Below are 21,422 nucleotides of genomic sequence, written 5' to 3' on the forward strand. Positions count from 1 at the left end.
CCTCAGCCGTGGTTGGTGGCGACCGCCGCGCGCGACGGGGAAGCGGCCCGGTCGGGTTCCGCGGCGACATCCTCCGGTGTGGTGCCGGTGTGCGGGTAATCAACGGGCGGGTGGGTGAGCTGGCTCACTTCCCTGCCCCGATCTCACACCCGATCCGGGGTCGGCACAAGGCTCCGTCCCCGCGGGTCGCCTGACCGGCCGTACCACTGCTGCTACGCGGACCGTTATCGTGGGACCGCCATGGCGAAGATCTTCCAAGTGTCGGCCCGCGCGGGGATGACCCGCGTCGTCGAGCCGGTCGCACGCCGCCTGCTCCGAGCGGGCGTAACTCCCAACGCGGTCACCGTGGCGGGCACCCTCGGGGTGCTCGTCGGCGCGCTCGGCTTCGGTGCCCGCGGTCATCTGGTCGCCGGGGCCCTGATAGTCACCTTCTTCGCGCTCACCGACCTGCTCGACGGGACGATGGCCCGGATGAGCGGGGGCTCGACGAAGTTCGGGGCGTTCCTCGATTCGAGCATGGACCGGGTCGCCGACAGCGCCGTCTTCGGCGCGGTGGCGTACTGGCTGGCCACCCAGCACCAGTACTCGGGCGTCGCCGCCGCGCTGCTCTGCCTGGCCGCCGGCGGGCTGGTCTCCTACGTCAAGGCCCGCGCCGAGGGGCTCGGCATGACCTGCAACGTGGGCATCGCCGAGCGCACCGAGCGGCTGCTCATCGTCGGCGTCGGCGGGCTGCTCACCGGCTTCAACGTCAAGCCCGCGCTGGAGATCGCGCTCTGGCTGCTCGCCGCCGTGTCGATCTTCACCGTGGGCCAGCGCATGGCGCACGTCTACCGCCAGGCCCAGCGGGTGCACACCCCGGGCGGGCAGGGGTGAGCGCGACATCCGCCGGTCGGCCGGGGCCGGAGGGCCGGCGCCGGTGAACCTCACCGAGCTCGGCTACGTCGCCGGGTGGCGCGTGATCCGCGCGCTGCCCCGGTCCGTCGGGGCGGCGGCGTTCCGGGCGGGCGCCGACCGCGCCCACCGTCGCGGCGGCGGGGGTACGACCCGACTGCGCGCGAACCTGCGCCGGGTGGTCGGCCCCGACCTGCCGGAGGCCGAGCTCGACGAGCTGGTCCGTCGTGGCCTGCGCTCGTACGCCCGGTACTGGCTGGAGGCGTTCCGGCTGCCCGCGCTCAGCCGGGCGGCGATCCTGGCCGGTTTCCGGCTCGACGGCGAGGAGAAGCTCGCCGCCGACGTGGCGGCCGGCCGGGGCGCGGTGGTGGCGCTGCCGCACGCCGGCAACTGGGACGCCGCCGGCGCCTGGGTCGCGGCGACGGGCTGGCCGATCACCACCGTCGCGGAGCGGCTCAAGCCCGAGGGCGTCTACCAGCGCTTCCTCGCCTTCCGCCGGAGCCTGGGCATGGAGATCCTGCCCACCCACGGCGGCGAGCGGAACGCCTTCGACGTGCTGGTCGACCGGGTCCGGGCCGGCACGGTGGTGCCCCTGCTGGCCGACCGGGACCTCTCCGCGCGGGGCGTGGAGGTCGAGTTCTTCGGCCACCGCACCCGGATGCCCCCGGGCCCGGCCCTGCTCGCGCTGCGCACCGGAGCGCCGCTCTACGTCGCCTCGATGTGGTACGAGGCGGACGCGGCGTGCGCCTCCATCGAGGGACCGCTGCCGCTGCCCGGCCCGGAGGAGGGCCCGCTCGACCAGCGGGTCCGGTCGCTGACCCAGCGGATCGCCGACGGTCTGGCGGCGGGCATCGCCCGGCATCCGGAAGACTGGCACATGTTGCAGCAGATGTGGCTGGACCAGCATGGCAGGGGCGGCGACGCGGCCCTGCCCTCCCCGGCCGCCGGACAGGCGTAAGGGAGGCGTTTGCACGTGCGCATCGGCATCGTGTGCCCGTACTCCTTCGACGTGCCCGGTGGGGTGCAGAACCACGTCATGGACCTCGCCGAGGCGCTGATCGGGCTCGGGCACGAGGTGAGCGTGCTCGCCCCGGCCGACGAGGACTCCCCGCTGCCGCCGTACGTGGTGCCGGCGGGACGGGCCCTGCCCCTGCCGTACAACGGCTCGGTGGCCCGTATCGCCTTCGGCCCGGTCTCCACCGCGCGGGTGCGGCGGTGGATCATCCGGGGCGAGTTCGACGTGCTGCACGTGCACGAGCCGCTGACCCTGAGCCTGTCGCTGCTGGCCGTGCTCTCCGCCCGTGGCCCGGTGGTGGCGACCTTCCACACCGCGATGACCCGGTCGCGGGCGCTGGCCGCCGCGCAGGGCGTGCTCCAGATCGTGCTGGAGCGGATCACCGCCCGGATCGCGGTGAGCGCCCTGGCGCGCAAGGTGCAGGTCGAGCACATGGACGGCGGGGCCGTGGAGATCCCCAACGGGGTGGCCGTCGCGAAGTTCAGCCACGCGCAGCCCCTGCCGGGCTGGCCGGGGGAGTGCCCGCCGGGCCGCGACGGGGCGATCGGGTTCCTCGGCCGGTTCACCGAGGCACGCAAGGGCTTCCCGATCCTGCGCGACGCCTTCGTCGAGCTGGCCCGGCAACGGCCCGGCCTGCGGCTGCTGGTGGCCGGGCCCGGCGACGCGGACGACCTGTTCGGCCGGTTCCCGGCCGACCTGCGGGACCGGGTGACCTTCCTCGGGCTGGTCTCCGAGGAGGACAAGGCGCGGATGCTGCGCAGCGTGCACCTCTACGTGGCGCCGAACACCGGCGGCGAGTCCTTCGGCATGATCCTCACCGAGGCGCTCGCGGCGGGCACGACCGTCGTCGCCAGCGACCTCGACGCGTTCCGCCGCGTGCTCGACGGCGGCCGGGCGGGCCGGCTCTTCCCGACCGGGGACCCGGCCGCGCTGCGTACCGCCCTCGCCGACCTGCTCGACGATCCCGGCGCCCGGGCCGCGCTGACCGCCTGCGGTGACCAGGTGGTGGCCACCTTCGACTGGCCCGTGGTCGCCCGGCGGGTGCTGGAGGTGTACGCGGCGGCGATCGAGGCCACCGACGGGCGGGTCATGGACACCGAATGGGTGGGGCTGGACTAGACGATGTCGGGCGTGTGGTGGGTGGTGCTCGCGGCCCTGGTCGTCGGGCTGGTGGCGGCGTACCTCGTCTGGACCGCCGGGCGGGTCGGCCGGCTGCACGCGCGGGCGGAGCTGGCGGCCCGCGCCCTGGAGGCCCACCTGCTGCGCCGGGCGGCGGCCGCCGCGGTCCTGGCCGAGCGCCGCTACGGCGTCGAGCTGTACGCGGCGGCGCGGATCGCGCTGGACGCCGAGCCCGACGAGCGGGAGGCCGCCGAGAACGACCTCACCCGCCAGTTGCGGGCGGTGGAGCTGGACCCGGCGGATCCGGGCTGCGAGGCGGTGATCGGCGCCAGCCGGCGGCTCGCCCTGGCCCGTCAGGTGCACACCGACCTGGTCCGCGACGCCCGCGCGGCGCGGGGCCGCCCGCTGGTGCGCCTGTTGCGGATGGGGCGCCGACGCCCCTGGCCGACCTACTTCGACATCGACGACCCCACCCTCACCGTCCCGGCTGACGTCCCCGCCACCTGACCCCAGCGGGCGTCCCCGCACGGGAGCATCGCGGGCGGGGAGGGGACGGACTTCGCATCCGGGAGCAGCGGGACGGGCGGTGAGGAACCACGCGGGGGCGGTGATGGCTGCCACAGTGCAGGCCACCGTGGGTCTGATTGGCTGTCGGATCGGCGTTGGAGCCGTCGTAGCATTTCCGCAGCCACCCCCCGAGCATGTTCGAGGAGCGATGACCCGTGCCCGAAACCACTGCCCAGAACGCTAGCGCCAGCCCCGTCACCGGCACCGCCCGCGTCAAGCGCGGCATGGCCGAGATGCTCAAGGGCGGCGTGATCATGGACGTGGTCAACGCCGAGCAGGCCAAGATCGCCGAGGACGCCGGCGCCGTCGCGGTGATGGCGCTCGAGCGGGTGCCGGCCGACATCCGCGCCCAGGGCGGGGTGTCCCGGATGAGCGACCCCGACATGATCGACGGCATCATCAACGCCGTCTCCATCCCGGTCATGGCCAAGGCCCGGATCGGTCACTTCGTGGAGGCCCAGATCCTCCAGTCGCTCGGCGTCGACTACGTCGACGAGTCCGAGGTGCTGACCCCGGCCGACTTCGCGAACCACATCGACAAGTGGGCCTTCACCGTCCCCTTCGTCTGCGGGGCGACCAACCTCGGCGAGGCCCTCCGCCGGATCACCGAGGGCGCGGCCATGATCCGCTCCAAGGGCGAGGCCGGCACCGGTGACGTCTCCAACGCCACGACCCACATGCGCAAGATCCGCCAGGAGATCCGCCGGCTGAGCTCGCTGCCGACCGACGAGCTGTTCGTGGCCGCCAAGGAGCTCCAGGCGCCGTACGAGCTGGTCAAGGAGGTCGCCGAGAGCGGCAAGCTGCCGGTGGTGCTCTTCACCGCCGGTGGGATCGCCACTCCGGCCGACGCCGCGATGATGATGCAGCTCGGTGCCGAGGGCGTCTTCGTCGGCTCCGGCATCTTCAAGTCCGGCAACCCCGCGCAGCGCGCCGCCGCGATCGTCAAGGCCACCACCTTCCACGACGACCCGGACGTGCTGGCCAAGGTCTCCCGGGGCCTGGGCGAGGCGATGGTCGGCATCAACGTCGACGAGATCCCGCAGCCGCACCGCCTGGCCGAGCGCGGCTGGTGAGCTGTTAGGAAGGGCACCTTCCTATCGCCTGGTGCATAGGAAGGTGCCCTTCCTTACCAAGCGACCAGGCCGTCACGTTCACCACGAGAGGAACGGCAGATGAGCGACGCACCCGTGATCGGCGTGCTCGCCCTCCAGGGCGACGTGCGCGAGCACGTCGCCGCGCTGGCCGAGGCCGGCGCGGACGCCCGCCCGGTACGCCGTGCGCGGGAGCTGGACGCGGTGGACGGGCTGGTCATTCCCGGCGGTGAGTCGACCACGATCAGCAAGCTCGCCGACATCTTCGAGCTGCGGGACCCGATCGACAAGCGCATCGCCGACGGCATGCCGGTCTACGGCTCCTGCGCCGGCATGATCATGCTGGCCACCGAGGTCCTCGACGGCCGCCCGGACCAGCGCGGCTTCGCCGGCATCGAGATGACCGTGCGGCGCAACGCGTTCGGCCGGCAGGTCGACTCGTTCGAGGCGTCCGTGGGGATCACGGGCGTCGAGGGCGGCCCGTTCCACGCGGTGTTCATCCGGGCGCCGTGGGTCGAGCGGGTCGGCGACGGCGTCGAGGTGCTCGGCACGGTCACCGAGGGCCCCGCAGCCGGCAGGATCGTGGCGGTGCGGCAGGGCAACCTGCTGGCCACCTCGTTCCACCCCGAGCTGACGGGCGACGCGCGGGTGCACGCGTACTTCGTGGAGCTGGTCCGCGCGTCCCGCTGAGTGGCGGCGACGGGTCCTCCGCCCGGGAGGGCCCGTCGCCTCAGCCGGCCACCGAGCGCAGGTGCCCGGGCAGGCGGCCCGCAGAGCTGCCGGCCCGGCTTGGCGGACCGGTGCGAACCGCGGTCCCACCTCCGGGTTCAGGGTGCTGGGCTCGTACGGCTTCGGGTCCTGACCGCAGCCGCGCTTTCGTCCCGTCCGTCCCGTTGCGGGCGGGCGGGGCGGGGCGGCGGCGCGCGGCGCGGTGACAGCGACCCGCCGGGCGTCGGTAGGATTGCCGAGATTCGGCGGGGCCAGCTGCCCGTCCACGGCTTTCCCGCAGGGCTGCCCGGCACCACCGCGTGCGCCGGCGGGAGCGGGGGCGTGCGCGGTCGGTCGATGCAGACGGCGGGTAGCAACGGAGGTAGCAGATGTCCGGCCACTCAAAGTGGGCGACGACCAAGCACAAGAAGGCGGTCATCGACGCCAAGCGCGGCAAGATGTTCGCCAAGCTGATCAAGAACGTCGAGGTCGCCGCGCGTACCGGCGGCGGTGACCCGGCCGGCAACCCGACGCTCTACGACGCCATCCAGAAGGCGAAGAAGAACTCGGTCCCCAACGACAACATCGACCGCGCCGTCAAGCGCGGCTCGGGCCTGGAGGCCGGCGGCGCCGACTGGCAGACCATCATGTACGAGGGCTACGGCCCCAACGGCGTGGCGATGCTGATCGAGTGCCTCACCGACAACCGCAACCGCGCGGCCACCGAGGTGCGCACCGCGCTGACCCGTAACGGCGGCTCCCTCGCCGACGCGGGCTCGGTGTCGTACATGTTCTCCCGCAAGGGCGTCGTGCTCGTCCCCAAGGCCGGCACGACCGAGGACGACGTGATGATGGCGGTCCTCGACGCCGGCGCCGAGGAGGTCAACGACCTGGGCGAGGCGTTCGAGGTGGTCTCCGAGCCGACCGACCTGATCGCCGTGCGCACCGCGCTCCAGGACGCCGGCATCGAGTACGAGTCGGCCGAGTCGTCGCTGATCCCGAGCGTCAACGTCCCCCTCGACGAGGAGGGCGCCCGCAAGATCTTCAAGCTGATCGACGTCCTGGAGGACTGCGACGACGTGCAGAACGTCTACGCGAACTTCGACGTCAGCGACGAGGTGATGGAGGCCGTCGGCTGATCCCGACGTCCCCGGCGCGCGGGCCGGCACCGCCGTGACCGCCGTCGACTCCCGGCACTACCGGGGAGCCGGCGGCGGGAGGCGGTGGCCCGTGTGTCGCCGCCGCGCGGGCGCGTTCTGTCCGACTGCCGATTTCGCCGGACTCGCGGGGTCCGTGGTCGGGGGTGTGCCGCCCCGCGCTGGCTAGGCTGCGGGCGTGGACCACTCGGGCCGGGCGGAGCGAGACGATGGTCGGGCGGACGACGGTGGCCGGTTCGCGCCGGGCGACGTCGTGGTCCGGCGCGAGATCCTGCGCGGCGAGGTGTGGTTCGGCTGCCCGACGATCTGCGTCGAGGACACGCCCGACCTGCTCGTGCTCTACCTGCCCCCGGGTGCGGAGTTCGGCTTCCCCGAGGCCGGCGGGTTCCCGTGCGGGCGGCACCCGTGGCAGGTCGCCGGGCACCGGGCGTGGAGCGGGCACGGCAAGCTGATGCTGCACCGCCCGGGTGAGGCGCACTCCGTGGACGTCTTCTGGACCGGCCCGCGGCGCGCCTTCGCCGGGTGGTACTTCAACCTCCAGGAGCCGTTGCGGCGTACCCCGATCGGGGTGGACACCCTCGACCACGAGCTGGACCTCTGGTGGGGTGCCGGCACCGACCACTACGTCTGGAAGGACGTGGAGCTGTTCGCCCAGCGCCTGGAAGAGGGGCGCTACCCGGGGCTGGCCGACACGATCCGGGCCGAGGGCGACCGGATTGCCGCCCTGCTCGACGCGGGGGAGCGCTGGTGGGACGAGGCCTGGTCGACCTGGCGTCCGGACCCGGCCTGGCCGGTGCCGGCCCTGCCGTCCGGCTGGGACACGGTCCCACCGCCCCGCTGATCGTCGGCAGCCGGGTCCGACGTCGCGCAGGGCCGCCGTATCCGTAGCCGGCCGTATCCGCCGCCGGCCGCACGTGCCGCGGATGGCGCCGGCGGGCCGGTGGCCCGCCGGCGCCGGTGCTCAGCCCAGCGTCTTCTCGCGCGACCGCCACGCCGCCCGCACCGAGGTGCGGCCGTTGGTGCGCAGCAACGAGCCCTCGTACACCCGGGCCCCGGCGGCCACGAACGCGGCGGCCGCGACCAGCAGCAGGGCCAGGGACACCAGCGGCTCCCAGCCGGCCGCGTCCCCCGTGAACAGCCGCAACGGCATGGCCGTCGGCGCGGAGAACGGCACGTAGGACAGCACCCGCATGGCCGTCGCGTTGTCGTTCAGGAAGATCACCGCGAAGAACGGCAGCATGACCGCGAGCTGCACCGGCGTCGACACGCCGGCGATGTCCTCCTGCCGGTTCACCAGTGCGCCGGCCGCCGCCCACATGGCCGCGACCAGCACGAAGCCGAGCAGGAAGAACGGCAGGAACCAGCCGATCGCCGGGGCCAGCAGCGAGAGCAGCCCGCCGCTGTCGCCGAACTGCACACCGACCAGGGCGACAAGGGCGACCAGGGCGATCTGCCCGAGCGCCAGCACCGTGCCGGCGATCATCTTGCCGGCCAGCAACGCCCGTACCGGCACCGCGGCGACCAGGATCTCCACGATCCTCGTCTGCTTCTCCTCGACGATGCTCTGCGCGATCTGCACGCCGAAGGTCTGCGAGGTGACGAAGAAGATGAACGCGAAGGCGAAGGGCACGAGGAAGGCCACCACCGGGTCCACCGCGTCGGGGTCCAGCAGCCGGACCGCGGGCTGCGTGCTCAGCGCCGCCACCACGTCGTCGGGGGCCTCGTCCATGGCCAGCACCGCCGGCCCGGAGACCACCGCGGCGTCGACGTCGCCGTCGCGTACGGCCTGCTCGGCGGCGCGGTCGTCGGGGACCGTACGGACCTCCAGCCCCGCCTCGCGCAGCGGGCCGGCCGCCGACGCGGTCACCGCCACGCTCGACGGGCCGCCGGAGAGCAGCGGCGGCAGGATGGTCGCGGCGGCGGCGATCAGTAGGAAGAACAGGGTGCTGAACAGGAAGGTGCGGTCGCGCAGCTTGACCCGGATCTCCCGGGCGGCGACCAGCCGGGTGGCCTGCATCGTGTTCACTGGGCGACCTCTCGGAAGATCTCGGTGAGGGAGGGGCTGACCGGGCGGAACGCGCGGACCGGGCCGCGCGCCAGCGCCGCGTGCAGCACCGGCTGCTCGTCCGCGCCGGGCGCGAGGTCGAACACGGCGCGCGCGCCGTCCAGGTCGACGAGGGTCACCCCCGGCTGGTCCCGCAGCCAGCCGGCGTCGGTCTCCACCACCAGCTCGTACCGGGGCACGGTGTACGTCGCGCGCAGCTCCTCGCGGCTGCCGGCGGCCCGGACCACGCCGCCCCCGATGATCACCAGGTCGTCGCAGAGCCGCTCGACGACGTCCAACTGATGGCTGGAGAAGAGCACCGGCGCGCCCGCGGCGGCCCGCTCCCGCAGGACCGCCACGACCGTGTCCACGGCCAACGGGTCGAGCCCGGAGAACGGCTCGTCGAGCACCAGCACCTCGGGGTCGTGCACCAGGGCGGCGGCGATCTGTGCGCGCTGCTGGTTGCCCAGCGACAGCGTCTCCAGCAGGTCGTCGCCGCGCTCGGCGAGCCCGACCCGCTCCAGCAGCGCGTCCGTGTTGCGTCGCGCCGCGGCGGCGGTCATCCCGTGCAGCCGACCCAGGTAGCTCACCTGGTCCCGGACGCTCATCTTCGGGTAGAGGCCGCGTTCCTCCGGCATGTAGCCGAAGCGCTGGCGGGCCTGCCGGCTCAGCGGAGCGCCCTGCCAGGTGATCTCGCCGTCGTCCGGGGCGAGCACCCCGAGGATGATCCGCATGGTGGTGGTCTTGCCGGCGCCGTTGCCGCCCACGAAGCCGGTCATCCGGCCGGCGGCCACGTCGAAGGACACGTCTTGGAGCACCCGCCGGTCGCCGAAGCTGCGGTCGACGCCGTCGAGGCGGAGCACATTGGTCACGGCGTCCACGCTAGATCGCCGGCCGCGCCCCGCCGTCCGCCCCGAGATCGAGCACGACGTCCCCCTCATGGCGGAGCCGGATCAGCCGCCGGGGCGCACCACCCCGTGCTCGTACGCGAAGACCACCGCCTGCACCCGGTCGCGCAGGCCCAGCTTGGCGAGCACCCGGCTGACGTGGGTCTTCACCGTCGCCTCGCCCAGGTGCAGCGCGGCGGCGATCTCGGCGTTGCTGGCGCCGCCGGCGACCAGGACCAGGACCTCCCGCTCGCGGGGGGTGAGGTCCCGCAGCGCCGCCTCGGGAGCCGTCCTCGGGCTGCCCGGCGGGCCGGGATCGCCGGGGCGGGCGAAGGTGGCGATCACCCGCCGGGTGATTTCCGGGGCGAGCAGACCGTCGCCCCGGGCGAGCACCCGGATCGCCTCGATCAGGGCCTCCGGGGTGCCGTTCTTGAGCAGGAAGCCGCTGGCCCCGGCGCGCAGCGCGGCGAACAGGTAGTCGTCCCGGTCGAACGTGGTGAGGATCAGTACGGCCGGTCCGCCCGGCCCGTCCTCCCCGGCGGTGATCCGGCGGGTGGCCTCCAGCCCGTCGACCCCGGGCATCTCGACGTCCATCAGCACGACGTCGGGACGCAGCGCCCGGGCCATGCTGGCGGCGCGCTCCCCGTCGGCGGCCTCCCCGACGACCTCGATGTCGTCCTCCACTTCCAGGATGACCCGGAAGCCGGTACGGACCAGGTGCTGGTCGTCGGCGAGCAGCACCCGGACCGGACGGTCGGTCCCGGGCACCTCCTGTCCGGCGCTCACGCGGGCCGCCCCACCGGCAGCGGCAGCGGGAACCGGGCCCGTACCCGCCAGCCGCCGCCGGCGCGTGGGCCGACCTCCAGCGCGCCGCCGTGGGTGGCGACCCGCTCGCGCATCCCGACCAGGCCGAGCCCGTCGGCGTTCGCGGGGCGGGTCGCCCGTCCGTCATCGGTCACGTCGACCTCCACCTCGTGTGCCAGGTAGCGGATGCGCACGTCGAGCGCGGTCGCGCCCTCGGCGTGCTTGAGCGTGTTCGTCACGGCCTCCTGGGCCACCCGGTACGCGGCCTGCGAGACCGACTCCGGCAGCGGCGCCGGGTCCCCGTACACGCCTATGGTGGCCCGCAGTCCGGCCTCGCGGGCGCGCTCGACCACGGCCGCGATCTGGTCGACTCCGGCGGGTCCCGGCTGGTCCGGGCGGTCCGGGCCGCCGTCGCGGGCGCGGAGCAGGCCGAGCATCCGGCGCAGCTCGTCGACGGCCGTGCGGGCCGTCTCCTCGATCGCGCTGAGCGCCGCGCGGGCCTTGACCGGGTCCTTGTCGAACACCCGGCGGGCGGCGGACGCCTGCACCCCCATCACCGACACGTGGTGGGCGACCACGTCGTGCAGCTCCCGGGCGATGCGGACCCGCTCGCCCACCACCGCGTGCTCGCGGATCTCGGCCTGCGAGCGGCGCAGCTCCTCGGCCCGGGCCTGCACCTCGTGCTGCCGCCGGGCGGCCAGCCATGCCGTCTCCCCGAAGAAGTACGCGAACCCGAAGTAGAGGCCGTTGACCAGCACCCCGTTCACCATGGCCGCGAGCAACGGGGGCACGGGCCCGACGGCGCGGGCGAACGCGTCCGGGGGGATGGTGGTGTAGGTGGTCGCGTAGTAGACCCCGAGCCACAGGAACATGGTGGCGATGACGCCGATCCGCAGCCGCCGGGACAGCCGCCGTTCCCGGCCCCACGCGCCCAGCGTGTAGAGGGCGGCGAACAGCGCCCACGAGGCGAGCTGCGTCTCCGGGGCGGAGCGGGCCTGCGCGGCGATGAACGCGATCGAGACCACCAGCGTGACGGCGGCGGGGAACCGGCGTCGCCAGATCAGCGGCAGGGTCACCGCGACGGTCCAGAAGATCTGTTCCGGGCCGGAGGGCGGCGGGCCGAGCAGGAACGCTCCGGCGCTGCGGGCCAGGGTCAGGCTGAACAGCGCCAGGACGGTCGCGGCCAGCCCGGTGTAGACGTCCAGCCGGCGCTGCTCCGGGGTGGGCCCCGGGCGCCGCCAGTCCTCGTCGGTGTCGCTGTTCATCCAGGTCAGGATCTCATCCCGCCGGGCGCCGCCGGTCCGGCACCCGGCCGGGGCGGCCCGGCCCGTCGCGGGGCCGGACGCGTCACGGCCCGGCACGCGTGGCGCGCCGGGCCGTGACGGTGGTGGATCAGGTGCGGTTGCGCCACGTCTTGACGGCGCTGTCGAGGATGTCCCAGAGCGTCACCAGCACCGTGCCGGCGATCACGGCCGTCGCCACCAGGTGCAGGTTGTCGCCCTCGCCGAGCCACTCGAAACGGGCCACGAACTCGGGGTTGAGCAGCCGGTCGGTCGACATCAGCCAGACCACCGGCGCCGCGAACGCCAGGCCGAGCACCGCGTTGGCCGCGACCAGCGACCAGGTCCAGCGCCCGACCCGGTACTTGGCGAACTCCAGGCCGATCGTGGCCACCAGCACCGCGATCAGGAACGGCAGCCAGAAGCTCCACAGCGCCGGGTCGAGGACCGGCAGGTTCTCGCCGTCGTCGGTGGGCACGAACGAGCGGAAGTGCTGCATCGGCAGGTAGGCGATGACCAGCGCCAGGAAGGTGACCGAGGCGGCGATGTCGGTGAGGGTGATCTGCCGGTCGGTCGTGTCCTCCGGAAGCTGGTCGACGCTCCACGCGGGCAGGTGCAGGGGGGTCTTGGTGCGCTCCAGCACCGCGAAGACCACTGTCACCCAGAAGGCGATCTGGACGGCCACCTGGAAGGCGGTGGTGATGCCCGCGCCGATCCCCTCGCCCGCGTTGCCGCCGTCGGCGACCCTGAGCAGGCCGGCCAGCACGCCGACCAGGGCCGGGATGAAGCTGAGCAGCAGCTTCATCAGCCGCGACCAGGCCAGGTAGTAGGCCGGGCCGATGAGCTGCAACCGGCGGTCGGCGTAGCGGGCGGCGAGCTTGTCCGGGTCGCCCAGCTCCGTGAGCACCTCCCGCTCGGCGGCGGCGGCGTCCTGCCCGCCGGCCGTGCGGCCCTCGACCATGTCCGCGATCGAGGCGCGCAGCTCGGTGTCGATCTCCGCGCGGCGCGCGACCGGCACCGAACGCAGGGTCGCGGTGAGGTATCGGTCGGTCAGGGTGGTCATCGGTCGGCTCCTTCGATCAGCCCGGTCAGGGAGGTCTGCACTGTGGCGAGGTCGGTGAGGAGCCGGCCCAGCACCGACTCGCCCTCCTCGCTGGTCCGGTAGAACTTGCGTGGCCGGCTCTCCTCGGTGTTCCACTCGCTGGTCAGCAGCCCCTGCTCCTCCAGCCGCCGCAGCAGCGGGTAGAGCGTGTTGGCATCGACCGGAAAGCCGTGGTCGGAGAGGCGTTGCAGCAACGCGTAACCGTAGTCGGGCCGGCGCAGCGCGACGAGGCTGGCCACCACCACGGTGCCCCGGCGCAACTCCTGGAGGTGCGTTCGCAGGATCTCATCGCTAACCATGTGTCACACCATACTGTGTGGCACACACTATCGTCCAGTGTTACATCATGGTGCGCGTCAACATCAGTGTGTTCGGGCGAAACGGACGGCGGCGGGCCCTCGGAGGGGTCCGCCGCCGTGGGTGCCTGTCGCTCAGCAGGACCGGCCCTCCCGGAAGCCGCGCTCGACGACGGACGCCGGCCCGACCTGGAGGTAGCCGACCCCCGGTCGGATCGGGTGGCCGGTGAACAGTTCCACCCGGGAACCGACGCGCACCAGATAGGCCGAGGCGTCGCCCGCGTCGTTGCGGATCATCGAGCCCCGCGGGCCGTAGATCTCCTCCAAGGCGGCGAAGGACATGCCCACCCCCGCGCCGGCGGGCGTGCGCGGCGGCGCGGTGGCGGTACCCACCTCCACCAGCCGCCCGTCGCGGAAGGCCAGCAGGATCTTCCCCGCCCAGGCCCCGGTGACGCCGGCATGGACCGTGCCGTCGCAGGCGGGAGCCACCCAGTCGATGAGGCCGGCCGCCGACAGGCGAGCCAGGTCGGCCCCGATCCGGAACGGCCCCGCGCCCCGGACGCTGATGAGCCGGACCTCGTCGGGATCGGCGGCGGCCGGGCGGGCGGCGCCGTCCGTACCCGTGCCGAGGCGGCCGTCGGCACGTTCGGACAGGTTCCCGGCGACGGCGGCCGGCCTGGGCGCGGCGGCAGCCGGTGCCGCCGCGGTGATCGGCACAAGCCCGGCCGTGGCCAGCAGGGCGGTGACGACGGTGTACGAGAGACGGTGCACGGGGATCTCCTCCTCCGGAGTGCGGGGTGTCCTTGTCCTGTTGGTCACCCGTCCGGCCGGATCGGTTCGTCGTTTTCCCGACCGATGCGTCCCGGCCCGCCCGGCGCGCCCACCCCGCGTGGCGGTCACGGGCTGCCCCCGGCCCGCTCCGCCGTCTACTGTCGAGGCGGAACGGCGACCGGCGGTGCCGGTGTCGGGGGTGGTGCGGTGACCAGTCCGGGGCGGATCGGGCCCTACCGGGTCGAGCGGCTGCTGGGCACGGGGTCGTTCGCGACGGTGTGGCTGGCCCACGACCCGGTGCTCGACTCCCGGGTGGCGATCAAGGTGCTGGCCGAGAACTGGCACCACGACCTGCGGGTACGGGAGCGCTTCCTGGACGAGGCCCGCCTGCTGCGCCGGCTCGACGACGAGCGGCTGGTCCGCGTCCACGCGGTCGGCGAGCTGGCCGACGGCCGGCCGTACTCGGTGCTGACCTGGGCCGACGGCGGCAGCCTGCGCGACCGGCTGGCGGCCGGGCCGGTGCCGGCGACCGCCGCCCTGGAGTTGCTGGCCGAGATCGCCGCCGGCGTCGCCGTCCTGCACCGGCACGGCGTGGTGCACCGCGACCTGAGCCCGGGCAACGTCCTGTTCCGCTCCGGCCCGGACGGCGAGCGGGTGCTCATCGCCGACCTCGGGCTGGCCAAGGCCCTCGCCGCCGCCTCCGGTCTCACCGCCCGGGCCGGCACCCCCGGCTACATGGCCCCGGAGCAGGACGACCCGTTCGCCATCGTCGACACCCGCGCCGACGTGTACGCGTTGGGCCGGCTCGGCCTCCGCCTCCTCGCCCCGGCCGCCGACGGCGGTGCGGCCCCCGGCACCGTCGCCGTCGCCCAGGCGGCGGGCGGGGCAGGTGGGGGCGCCCCGCCGGAGGTGGCCGCGGTCCTGCGGCGGGCCACCGCGCCCCGCGCCGCCGACCGGTACCCGGACGCCACCGCCTTCCGCGCCGCCCTGCGCCGCCCCGCCCCAGCCGCCTCCGCCCCAGCCGCCTCCGCCCCAGCTGCCTCCGCCCCAGCCGTCCCCGTTCCGGCTGCCCCCGTCCCGGCCGCCTTCGCCCCGGCTGCCCCCGCCCCGGCTGCTCCCGCGCCGGCCGCCGGGACGGTCAGGCATCCGGCCCGGCGGGCGCGCACGGAGAGGCGGCCGGTCGCCCGGCGGCGGCTCGGCGCGCTGGCGCTGGGGGCCCTGACCCTCCTGGCGGCCGGGGCCACCGCCGGCGACGACCCGACGGGCCGGCGGGACGCCGGAAGCTGGACGAGCGGGCCGGTCACCGTCGCGCTGCCGCCCGGGTGGCGGGCCACCGGCACCGGCTGGGCCGGCCGGTACGGACCCGACGGCCGGCTCGAACCGGCCCTGGTGATGTCGCCCGACCCGCACCGGTGGGCGGCCGACCCCACCGTGCCGGGTGCCTTCGTCGGGCTGTCCGCCAGCATCGCCGCGCGCACCAGCCCGGCGGGATTCGTCGCCGAGCGTCCCCACGCGGCGTGTGTCGCCGCACCCGTACGCCGCACCCGGCAGGCGGGCGTGGACTGGGTGGTGGCCCGGTTCATCTGTGACCGGGGGCGGCCCGAGGTGGTCGAGGCCGCCGGGCTCGCACCCGGCCGCGCCGGCCTGGTCTACGTGCAGATCACGCCCCCGGCCGGCAGCCGGGCCGACTTCGTCGACACGCTGCTGGCCGGGGTGCGGGTGGGCTAGTGCGGAGCGGACGCCGCCGCCCGGCCGAGGCGGTCGCGCAGGAACTCCTCGAACGTCAGCAGCCAGGGGAACCGGTTCCGCAGGCCGGCGATGTCGGCCTGGTATCCGCTCTCGGCGAACCAGGCGTACATGCGGTGCTCGACCGGCTGCGGTTCCAGGCGGGTGGGGGTGCCGGTGAGCGCCTCGTAGATCTCGGCGACCCGGGTGAAGGTCAGCTCGTCCCCGGCGATCTCGATCTGCGTGCCGAGGTGGTCCGCGGGGTGCGCGAAGGCGTACGCGGCGATGCGGCCGACGTCGTCGGAGGCGATCATCTGCAGCGGTCGGTCGGGAAGGACCTGGAGGCGCAGGACCCGTTCTCCCTCAGCGTCGGCGTAGTGGAGGAGATTGTTCATGAAGAACGCCGGGCGCAGGATGGTCGCGGGCAGGCCCGACGCCTGGATGTGCCGCTCGATCTCGGCCTTGGTCTCGAAGTGGTCGATGCCGGTCCGCCGCTCCGCGCCGCCCACCGAGCTGTAGACCAGGTGCGCGACCCCGGTCTCCCCGGCCACGTCGGCGACCGTCCTGCCCTGCCTGACCTCCGCCGCGAGGCCGTCCGGGGTGTGCGCCAGGGCCTGGACGCTGAAGACCCCGTGCACGCCGCGCATCGCCGCGCGTAGCGACCCGGCATCGTCCATGTCCCCCTCGACCAGGGTGGCGCCCTGCTCCGCGAGGAGGCGCGCGGCCGGCCTGGTCCGATCGCGGACGAGTGCCCGCACCTGCCAGCCGTCCTGGAGCAACCGGCGGGCCGTGGCGCCGCCCTGATTGCCGGTGGCACCGGTCACGAGGATCGTCTTCCGCTCCGTCATGACGGTCCAGCCTAGGGAAACGGCTGGTCAGCCCGACGGCGAGGGGCCCGCCATCGACGGGGGCGTACGCCCGCGCCGGCGCACCGCCCTCCGTCGGAGCTAGCGCACCACCACCGTGACCGTGTGCGTCGTACCGCCCTGGGGGATCAGCACGTCCACCGTGCCGGGGCGGACGAACCGGATGTCGACCACCCCCGCCTCGTAGCTGCGGGAGACCAGGTCCTCCCGGTCCACGCCGACCTCACCCGGCCCGATGCCGATGATCCGCAGCACCCCGCCGGTCGCGAAGCAGAGCGAGCGCACCAGCGCCAGCTCGGTCTCGGCCAGCACCAGGTCGTGGCGTACCGCCCCGAAGCAGGTGCCGGGCAGCTCGCCCGGCGAGCGCGTCGCGGTCGGCGTACGCCCGGCGGCGGTCGTCGGGGGCGCGGCCGGCGGGGGCCGGCGGGACGGCGGGACGACGGCCGACGTGCCCGGCGGACGACCTGGCGTGCTCGGCGACGGCGGGGAGGCCGACGGTGGGAGGCCCGACGGGGCGGGCGAGGCCGGGCCGGGGGAGTGGGAGGCCGACGCCTGCACGGGCAGCGGCGAGACGGGAGCGTCCCCGCCGCGGCACCCCGCGAGCGGCACGGCCACGGTCACGGCGACCACCGCGATCCCGGCGAGCCGCGGCGCGGAGAACCGTGCGCCGCCGGAGCCGCGCGGCGCGCGCCGGCGGCGGCCCGTCGCCGTCACCGCCGGCCCTCGCCGGCGGCGCGCTCACCGGAGAGCCGGTGGCGCAGCTGCCGGCGGGCCTCGTGGATCCGCGACTTGACGGTGCCCTCGGGCACGCCGAGCAGGCCGGCGATCTCCCGGTAGCCCAGCCCCAGAACGTCGCGCAGGGTCACCGCCTCGGCGAGTTCGGGGCGCAGCGCGTCGAGCGCGTCGAGCAGGTCCAGCCGGGTGCCGGCGACCACGCTCGTGCGGCGCGGGTCCACCGGCTCCGGCAGCGGCACGCCGCCGGCCTCCACCAGCCAGCGCCGCCGCAGCACCCGGTACGTCGAGCGGGCCCGGTTGGCCGTCAGCCGGTACAGCCAGGTGTGGAACGACGAGCGGCCCTCGAACCGGCCGACGCCCCGGGCCAGCGCGAGCAGCGCGTCCTGGCACGCCTCCTCGGCGTCCTCCCGGTTCGGCAGCAGGCGGGCGCAGAGCCGCAGCACCTCCGGGCGGACCGCGACCAGCAGCGCGTCGAGCGCCGCGGGATCGCCGCGCGCCGCCGACTCGACCAGCTCCTCGACACCGTCCGGGAGGGGCATCAGGTCGTCCAATGCTCGCCGGATACCGTCCGCCCAGGCTACGGCCGCCGCCGCCGATCGGGGCGCCCCGAGTCCGGGAACCGACTGCCGGAAGCCGTCGTGGGCCCCGCCGAGCGTCGGCGGCCCGCGCGGGGCGGAGCGGTCGGAAGAGACCCGCGCCACCCCGGCCCGGCCCGTCCGCGCGGCGTCTGGAGCCGCCTTCGGCGGCGGCGATAGGGTAGGCCGTCCGAGCTCGACCATCCCAAGATCCGACCCGGGGGGCGCCACGCATGGGCGATTCGTTCGCGCATCTGCACGTGCACACGGAGTACTCGATGCTCGACGGGGCGGCCCGGCTGAAGGACCTCTTCGCCGAGGTCAAGCGGCAGGGCATGCCGGCGGTGGCGATGACCGACCACGGCAACATGCACGGCGCGAACGACTTCTACAAGCAGGCGATGGCCGCCGGCGTCACCCCGATCCTCGGCATCGAGGCGTACGTGGCGCCCGAGTCGCGGTTCCACAAGCAGCGGGTGAAGTGGGGCCGGCCGGAGCAGAAGAGCGACGACGTCTCCGGCAGCGGCGGCTACACCCACATGACCATCTGGGCGAAGAACAAGACCGGCCTGCACAACCTCTTCAAGCTCACCAGCCGGTCGTACACCGAGGGGTTCTTCGTCAAGTGGCCGCGGATGGACGCGGAGCTGCTCGCCGCCAACGCCGACGGGCTGATGGCCACCACCGGCTGCCCCTCCGGCGAGGTGCAGACCCGGCTGCGCCTGGGCCAGTACGACGAGGCGCTCAAGGCCGCCGCGCGGTACCAGGAGATCTTCGGCAAGGAGAACTACTTCCTGGAGGTCATGGACCACGGCATCAGCATCGAGAGCCGGGTCCGCCAGGAGCTGCACGACATCTCCCGCAAGCTCGACATCCCGCCGGTGGTCACGAACGACTCGCACTACACCCACGAGTCGCAGGCCGAGGCGCACGACGTGCTGCTCTGCGTGCAGACGGCGGCGAACGTCGCCGACCCGAACCGGTTCCGGTTCGACGGCAGCGGCTACTACATCAAGTCCGCCGACGAGATGCGCGCCGTCGACAACTCCGATTTCTGGCTGGAGGGCTGCCGTAACACCCTGCTGGTGGCCGAGAAGGTCGACCCCGCGGGGATGTTCGAGTTCCACAACCTGATGCCGCGCTTCCCGGTCCCGGAGGGGGAGACCGAGGAGTCCTGGTTCCGCAAGGAGACCTTCGCCGGGCTGGAGCGGCGCTACCCCGGCGGCATCCCCGACGGGCACGTCACGCAGGCCGAGTACGAGCTGGGCGTCATCATCCAGATGGGCTTCCCGTCGTACTTCCTCGTGGTCGCCGACTTCATCCAGTGGGCCAAGAACCAGGGCATCGCCGTGGGCCCGGGCCGTGGCTCGGCCGCCGGCTCGCTGGTCGCGTACGCGCTGGGCATCACCGACCTCGACCCGATCCAGCACGGCCTGATCTTCGAGCGCTTCCTCAACCCCGAGCGCGTCTCCATGCCGGATGTCGACATCGACTTCGACGAGCGCCGGCGCGGTGAGGTGATCAAGTACGTCACCGACAAGTGGGGCGAGGACAAGGTCGCCCAGATCGCCACCTTCGGCACGATCAAGGCGAAGGCCGCGATCAAGGACTCGGCCCGGGTGCTCGGCTACCCGTACGCGGTGGGCGACCGGATCACCAAGGCGATGCCCCCGGCGGTGATGGGCAAGGACATCCCCCTGGAGGGCATCTTCGACCCCAAGCACCCCCGCTACGCCGAGGCCGGCGAGCTGCGGGGCATGTACGAGGCGGAGTCGGACGTCAAGAAGGTCATCGACACGGCCCGGGGCATCGAGGGGCTGATCCGGCAGACCGGCGTGCACGCCGCCGGCGTCATCATGTCCGCCGAGCCGATCATCGACCACATCCCGCTGATGCGCCGGGACTCCGACGGGGTCATCATCACCCAGTTCGACTACCCGACGTGCGAGTCGCTCGGGCTGTTGAAGATGGACTTCCTCGGCCTGCGCAACCTGACGATCATCGACGACGCGGTGAAGAACATCCAGCTCAACCACGGCAAGGAGCTGGACCTGCTGGCGTTGCCGCTGGACGACAGGCCCGCGTACGAGCTGCTGGCCCGGGGCGACACCCTGGGCGTGTTCCAGCTCGACGGCGGGCCGATGCGCTCCCTGCTGCGGATGATGAAGCCGGACAACTTCGAGGACATCTCCGCCGTCCTCGCGCTCTACCGGCCCGGCCCGATGGGCGTCGATTCGCACACCAACTACGCGCTGCGCAAGAACAACCTCCAGGAGATCACCCCGATCCACCCGGAGCTGGAGGAACCGCTGCGCGAGATCCTCGCGCCCACCTACGGCCTGATCGTCTACCAGGAGCAGGTGCAGCGCGCCGCGCAGATCCTCGCCGGCTACACCCTCGGCCAGGCCGACCTGCTGCGCCGCGCGATGGGCAAGAAGAAGAAGGAGATCCTCGACAAGGAGTTCATCCCCTTCCGGGACGGCTGCCGGGAGCGGGGCTACTCGGACGAGGCGATCCAGAAGGTCTGGGACGTGCTGGTCCCGTTCGCCGGCTACGCCTTCAACAAGGCGCACTCGGCGGCGTACGGGCTGGTGTCGTACTGGACGGCGTACCTGAAGGCGCACTACCCGGCCGAGTACATGGCGGCGCTGCTCACCTCCGTCGGCGACGACAAGGACAAGATGGCGCTCTACCTGTCGGAGTGCCGCCGGATGCGCATCCAGGTGCTGCCGCCGGACGTGAACACCTCCGCGGGGCCGTTCACCCCGGTCGGCAAGGAGATCCGCTTCGGCCTCGGCGCGGTGCGCAACGTCGGCGCCAACGTCGTCGCCGCGATCATGCGCTGCCGGGACGAGAAGGGCGAGTACGCCGACTTCTACGACTTCCTGTCGAAGGTCGACGCCGTGGTCTGCAACAAGAAGACCATCGAATCGCTGATCAAGGCCGGGGCGTTCGACTCGCTCGGGCACTCCCGCAAGGCGCTGCTCACGGTGCACGCGGAGGCGATCGACGCGTACGCCGACGTCAAGCGCAAGGAGGCCGTCGGCCAGTACGACCTCTTCGGCGCCGGCTTCGGCGACGCGGAGACCAACAGCACCACGGTGATGCCGGTCATCGGCGACGGGGAGTGGGACAAGCGCGACAAGCTCGCCTTCGAACGCGAGATGCTCGGCCTCTACGTCTCCGACCACCCGCTCTTCGGCCTGGAGCACGTCCTCGGCGCGGCGGCGGACTGCACCATCGCCTCCCTGTCCGAGGAGGGCACCGTCCCGGACGGGGCCGTGGTGACCCTCGCCGGCATCCTCTCCGGGGTGCAGCGCCGGGTCACCAAGCAGGGCCGGGCGTGGGCGTCGGCCACCCTGGAGGACCTCGCCGGCGGCGTGGAGACCCTCTTCTTCCCCAACACGTACGAGGTGATCGGGCAGTACATCGCCGAGGACGCCATCGTGGTGGTCAAGGGGCGGGTGGACCGGCGCGACGACACGCCCCGGATCATGGCGATGGACATGTCCATGCCGGACGTCAGCAGCACCCCGGGGAGCAAGCCGGTCACCCTGACCATCCCGGTGCACCGGTGCACCCCGCCGCTGGTGGAGCGGCTCAAGGAGACCCTGGTGCTGCATCCGGGCGACACCGAGGTGCACGTCAAGCTGCTCAACGGCGGCCGGACCACCACCCTGCGGCTGGGGCCGTTCCGGGTGGCGGCCACCACCGCGCTGATGGGCGACCTGAAGAGCGTCCTCGGCCCCGCCAACGTCAGCTGACGCCACCACCCCGCCGGCCAGGCTG

Annotated in this window: 20 protein-coding genes; 10 read left to right on the plus strand and 10 right to left on the minus strand. The window is 73.7% G+C overall.

Annotated elements, in window-relative coordinates; genetic code table 11:
* The first annotated feature begins 240 nt into the window (after positions 1 to 240).
* The 8 genes from pgsA (at position 241) to RM555_RS27715 (ending at position 7,389) form a co-directional block, all read left to right on the plus strand.
* The gene (pgsA, locus tag RM555_RS27680) at positions 241 to 873 is read left to right on the plus strand and encodes a phosphatidylinositol phosphate synthase (RefSeq protein WP_101409171.1); all 633 of its coding nucleotides are present in this window, start codon (positions 241 to 243) and stop codon (positions 871 to 873) included.
* 43 nt (positions 874 to 916) lie between these two features.
* On the plus strand, positions 917 to 1,849 hold the full coding sequence (locus RM555_RS27685) for a phosphatidylinositol mannoside acyltransferase (RefSeq protein WP_311414471.1): 933 nt from the start codon (positions 917 to 919) through the stop codon (positions 1,847 to 1,849).
* A gap of 15 nt (positions 1,850 to 1,864) precedes the next feature.
* The gene (locus tag RM555_RS27690) at positions 1,865 to 3,025 is read left to right on the plus strand and encodes a glycosyltransferase family 4 protein (RefSeq protein ID WP_311414472.1); all 1,161 of its coding nucleotides are present in this window, start codon (positions 1,865 to 1,867) and stop codon (positions 3,023 to 3,025) included.
* 3 nt (positions 3,026 to 3,028) lie between these two features.
* Positions 3,029 to 3,532, plus strand: a complete 504-nt coding sequence (locus RM555_RS27695; RefSeq protein ID WP_311414473.1) for a hypothetical protein — start codon at positions 3,029 to 3,031, stop codon at positions 3,530 to 3,532.
* Positions 3,533 to 3,747: 215 nt separating this feature from the next.
* Positions 3,748 to 4,665: a pyridoxal 5'-phosphate synthase lyase subunit PdxS gene (gene pdxS / locus RM555_RS27700; protein ID WP_151456191.1), complete on the plus strand. Its 918-nt coding sequence runs from the start codon at positions 3,748 to 3,750 to the stop codon at positions 4,663 to 4,665.
* Between the two features lie 99 nt (positions 4,666 to 4,764).
* Entirely contained in the window at positions 4,765 to 5,373 is a 609-nt protein-coding gene (pdxT, locus tag RM555_RS27705; RefSeq protein WP_311414474.1) for a pyridoxal 5'-phosphate synthase glutaminase subunit PdxT, read from the plus strand.
* 407 nt (positions 5,374 to 5,780) lie between these two features.
* Positions 5,781 to 6,530 carry a YebC/PmpR family DNA-binding transcriptional regulator gene (locus RM555_RS27710; protein ID WP_101409175.1) on the plus strand — a complete coding sequence of 250 codons (750 nt, stop codon included), beginning with the start codon at positions 5,781 to 5,783 and terminating at the stop codon, positions 6,528 to 6,530.
* A 196-nt stretch (positions 6,531 to 6,726) separates the two neighbouring features.
* Entirely contained in the window at positions 6,727 to 7,389 is a 663-nt protein-coding gene (locus tag RM555_RS27715; RefSeq protein ID WP_311414475.1) for a DUF402 domain-containing protein, read from the plus strand.
* A 120-nt stretch (positions 7,390 to 7,509) separates the two neighbouring features.
* On the opposite strand, the gene RM555_RS27720 is transcribed toward RM555_RS27715, so the two are convergent.
* The 7 genes from RM555_RS27720 to RM555_RS27750 form a co-directional block, all read right to left on the minus strand.
* Positions 7,510 to 8,574 carry an ABC transporter permease gene (locus tag RM555_RS27720; RefSeq protein ID WP_311414476.1) on the minus strand — a complete coding sequence of 355 codons (1,065 nt, stop codon included), beginning with the start codon at positions 8,572 to 8,574 and terminating at the stop codon, positions 7,510 to 7,512.
* The gene (locus tag RM555_RS27725; protein ID WP_311414477.1) at positions 8,571 to 9,464 is read right to left on the minus strand and encodes an ABC transporter ATP-binding protein; all 894 of its coding nucleotides are present in this window, start codon (positions 9,462 to 9,464) and stop codon (positions 8,571 to 8,573) included. Before RM555_RS27725 ends, RM555_RS27720 begins: the two co-directional genes overlap by 4 nt.
* A gap of 81 nt (positions 9,465 to 9,545) precedes the next feature.
* Positions 9,546 to 10,247 (minus strand): response regulator transcription factor, encoded by a 702-nt coding sequence (locus tag RM555_RS27730; RefSeq protein WP_311414499.1) that lies wholly within the window; start codon positions 10,245 to 10,247, stop codon positions 9,546 to 9,548.
* A gap of 14 nt (positions 10,248 to 10,261) precedes the next feature.
* The gene (locus RM555_RS27735; protein WP_311414478.1) at positions 10,262 to 11,548 is read right to left on the minus strand and encodes a sensor histidine kinase; all 1,287 of its coding nucleotides are present in this window, start codon (positions 11,546 to 11,548) and stop codon (positions 10,262 to 10,264) included.
* A 127-nt stretch (positions 11,549 to 11,675) separates the two neighbouring features.
* On the minus strand, positions 11,676 to 12,626 hold the full coding sequence (locus RM555_RS27740; RefSeq protein WP_311414479.1) for a permease prefix domain 1-containing protein: 951 nt from the start codon (positions 12,624 to 12,626) through the stop codon (positions 11,676 to 11,678).
* Complete coding sequence (locus RM555_RS27745) at positions 12,623 to 12,964, minus strand: PadR family transcriptional regulator (protein ID WP_089001033.1); 342 nt, start codon at positions 12,962 to 12,964, stop codon at positions 12,623 to 12,625. Before RM555_RS27745 ends, RM555_RS27740 begins: the two co-directional genes overlap by 4 nt.
* A gap of 132 nt (positions 12,965 to 13,096) precedes the next feature.
* A complete protein-coding gene (locus RM555_RS27750; RefSeq protein WP_311414480.1) occupies positions 13,097 to 13,732 on the minus strand; it encodes a hypothetical protein in 636 nt (211 codons plus the stop codon).
* A gap of 207 nt (positions 13,733 to 13,939) precedes the next feature.
* Here RM555_RS27750 and RM555_RS27755 point away from each other — a divergent pair, with 207 nt between their 5' ends.
* Positions 13,940 to 15,460: a serine/threonine-protein kinase gene (locus tag RM555_RS27755; protein WP_311414481.1), complete on the plus strand. Its 1,521-nt coding sequence runs from the start codon at positions 13,940 to 13,942 to the stop codon at positions 15,458 to 15,460.
* Here the strand turns inward: RM555_RS27755 and RM555_RS27760 are convergent.
* The 3 genes from RM555_RS27760 to RM555_RS27770 all read right to left on the minus strand — a co-directional run bounded on the left by RM555_RS27760 (position 15,457) and on the right by RM555_RS27770 (position 17,597).
* The gene (locus RM555_RS27760) at positions 15,457 to 16,305 is read right to left on the minus strand and encodes an NmrA/HSCARG family protein (protein ID WP_311414482.1); all 849 of its coding nucleotides are present in this window, start codon (positions 16,303 to 16,305) and stop codon (positions 15,457 to 15,459) included. The genes RM555_RS27755 and RM555_RS27760 overlap by 4 nt on opposite strands.
* Positions 16,306 to 16,404: 99 nt before the next feature.
* The gene (locus tag RM555_RS27765) at positions 16,405 to 17,037 is read right to left on the minus strand and encodes a hypothetical protein (RefSeq protein ID WP_311414483.1); all 633 of its coding nucleotides are present in this window, start codon (positions 17,035 to 17,037) and stop codon (positions 16,405 to 16,407) included.
* Complete coding sequence (locus RM555_RS27770) at positions 17,034 to 17,597, minus strand: RNA polymerase sigma factor (RefSeq protein ID WP_311414484.1); 564 nt, start codon at positions 17,595 to 17,597, stop codon at positions 17,034 to 17,036. Before RM555_RS27770 ends, RM555_RS27765 begins: the two co-directional genes overlap by 4 nt.
* Positions 17,598 to 17,866: 269 nt before the next feature.
* On the opposite strand from RM555_RS27770, the gene dnaE reads away from it, so the two are divergent.
* Positions 17,867 to 21,397: a DNA polymerase III subunit alpha gene (gene dnaE / locus RM555_RS27775; RefSeq protein WP_311414485.1), complete on the plus strand. Its 3,531-nt coding sequence runs from the start codon at positions 17,867 to 17,869 to the stop codon at positions 21,395 to 21,397.
* Positions 21,398 to 21,422 lie beyond the last annotated feature (25 nt).

The organism is Micromonospora reichwaldensis (genome assembly GCF_031845925.1).
GTDB classification, from domain to species: domain Bacteria; phylum Actinomycetota; class Actinomycetes; order Mycobacteriales; family Micromonosporaceae; genus Micromonospora; species Micromonospora reichwaldensis.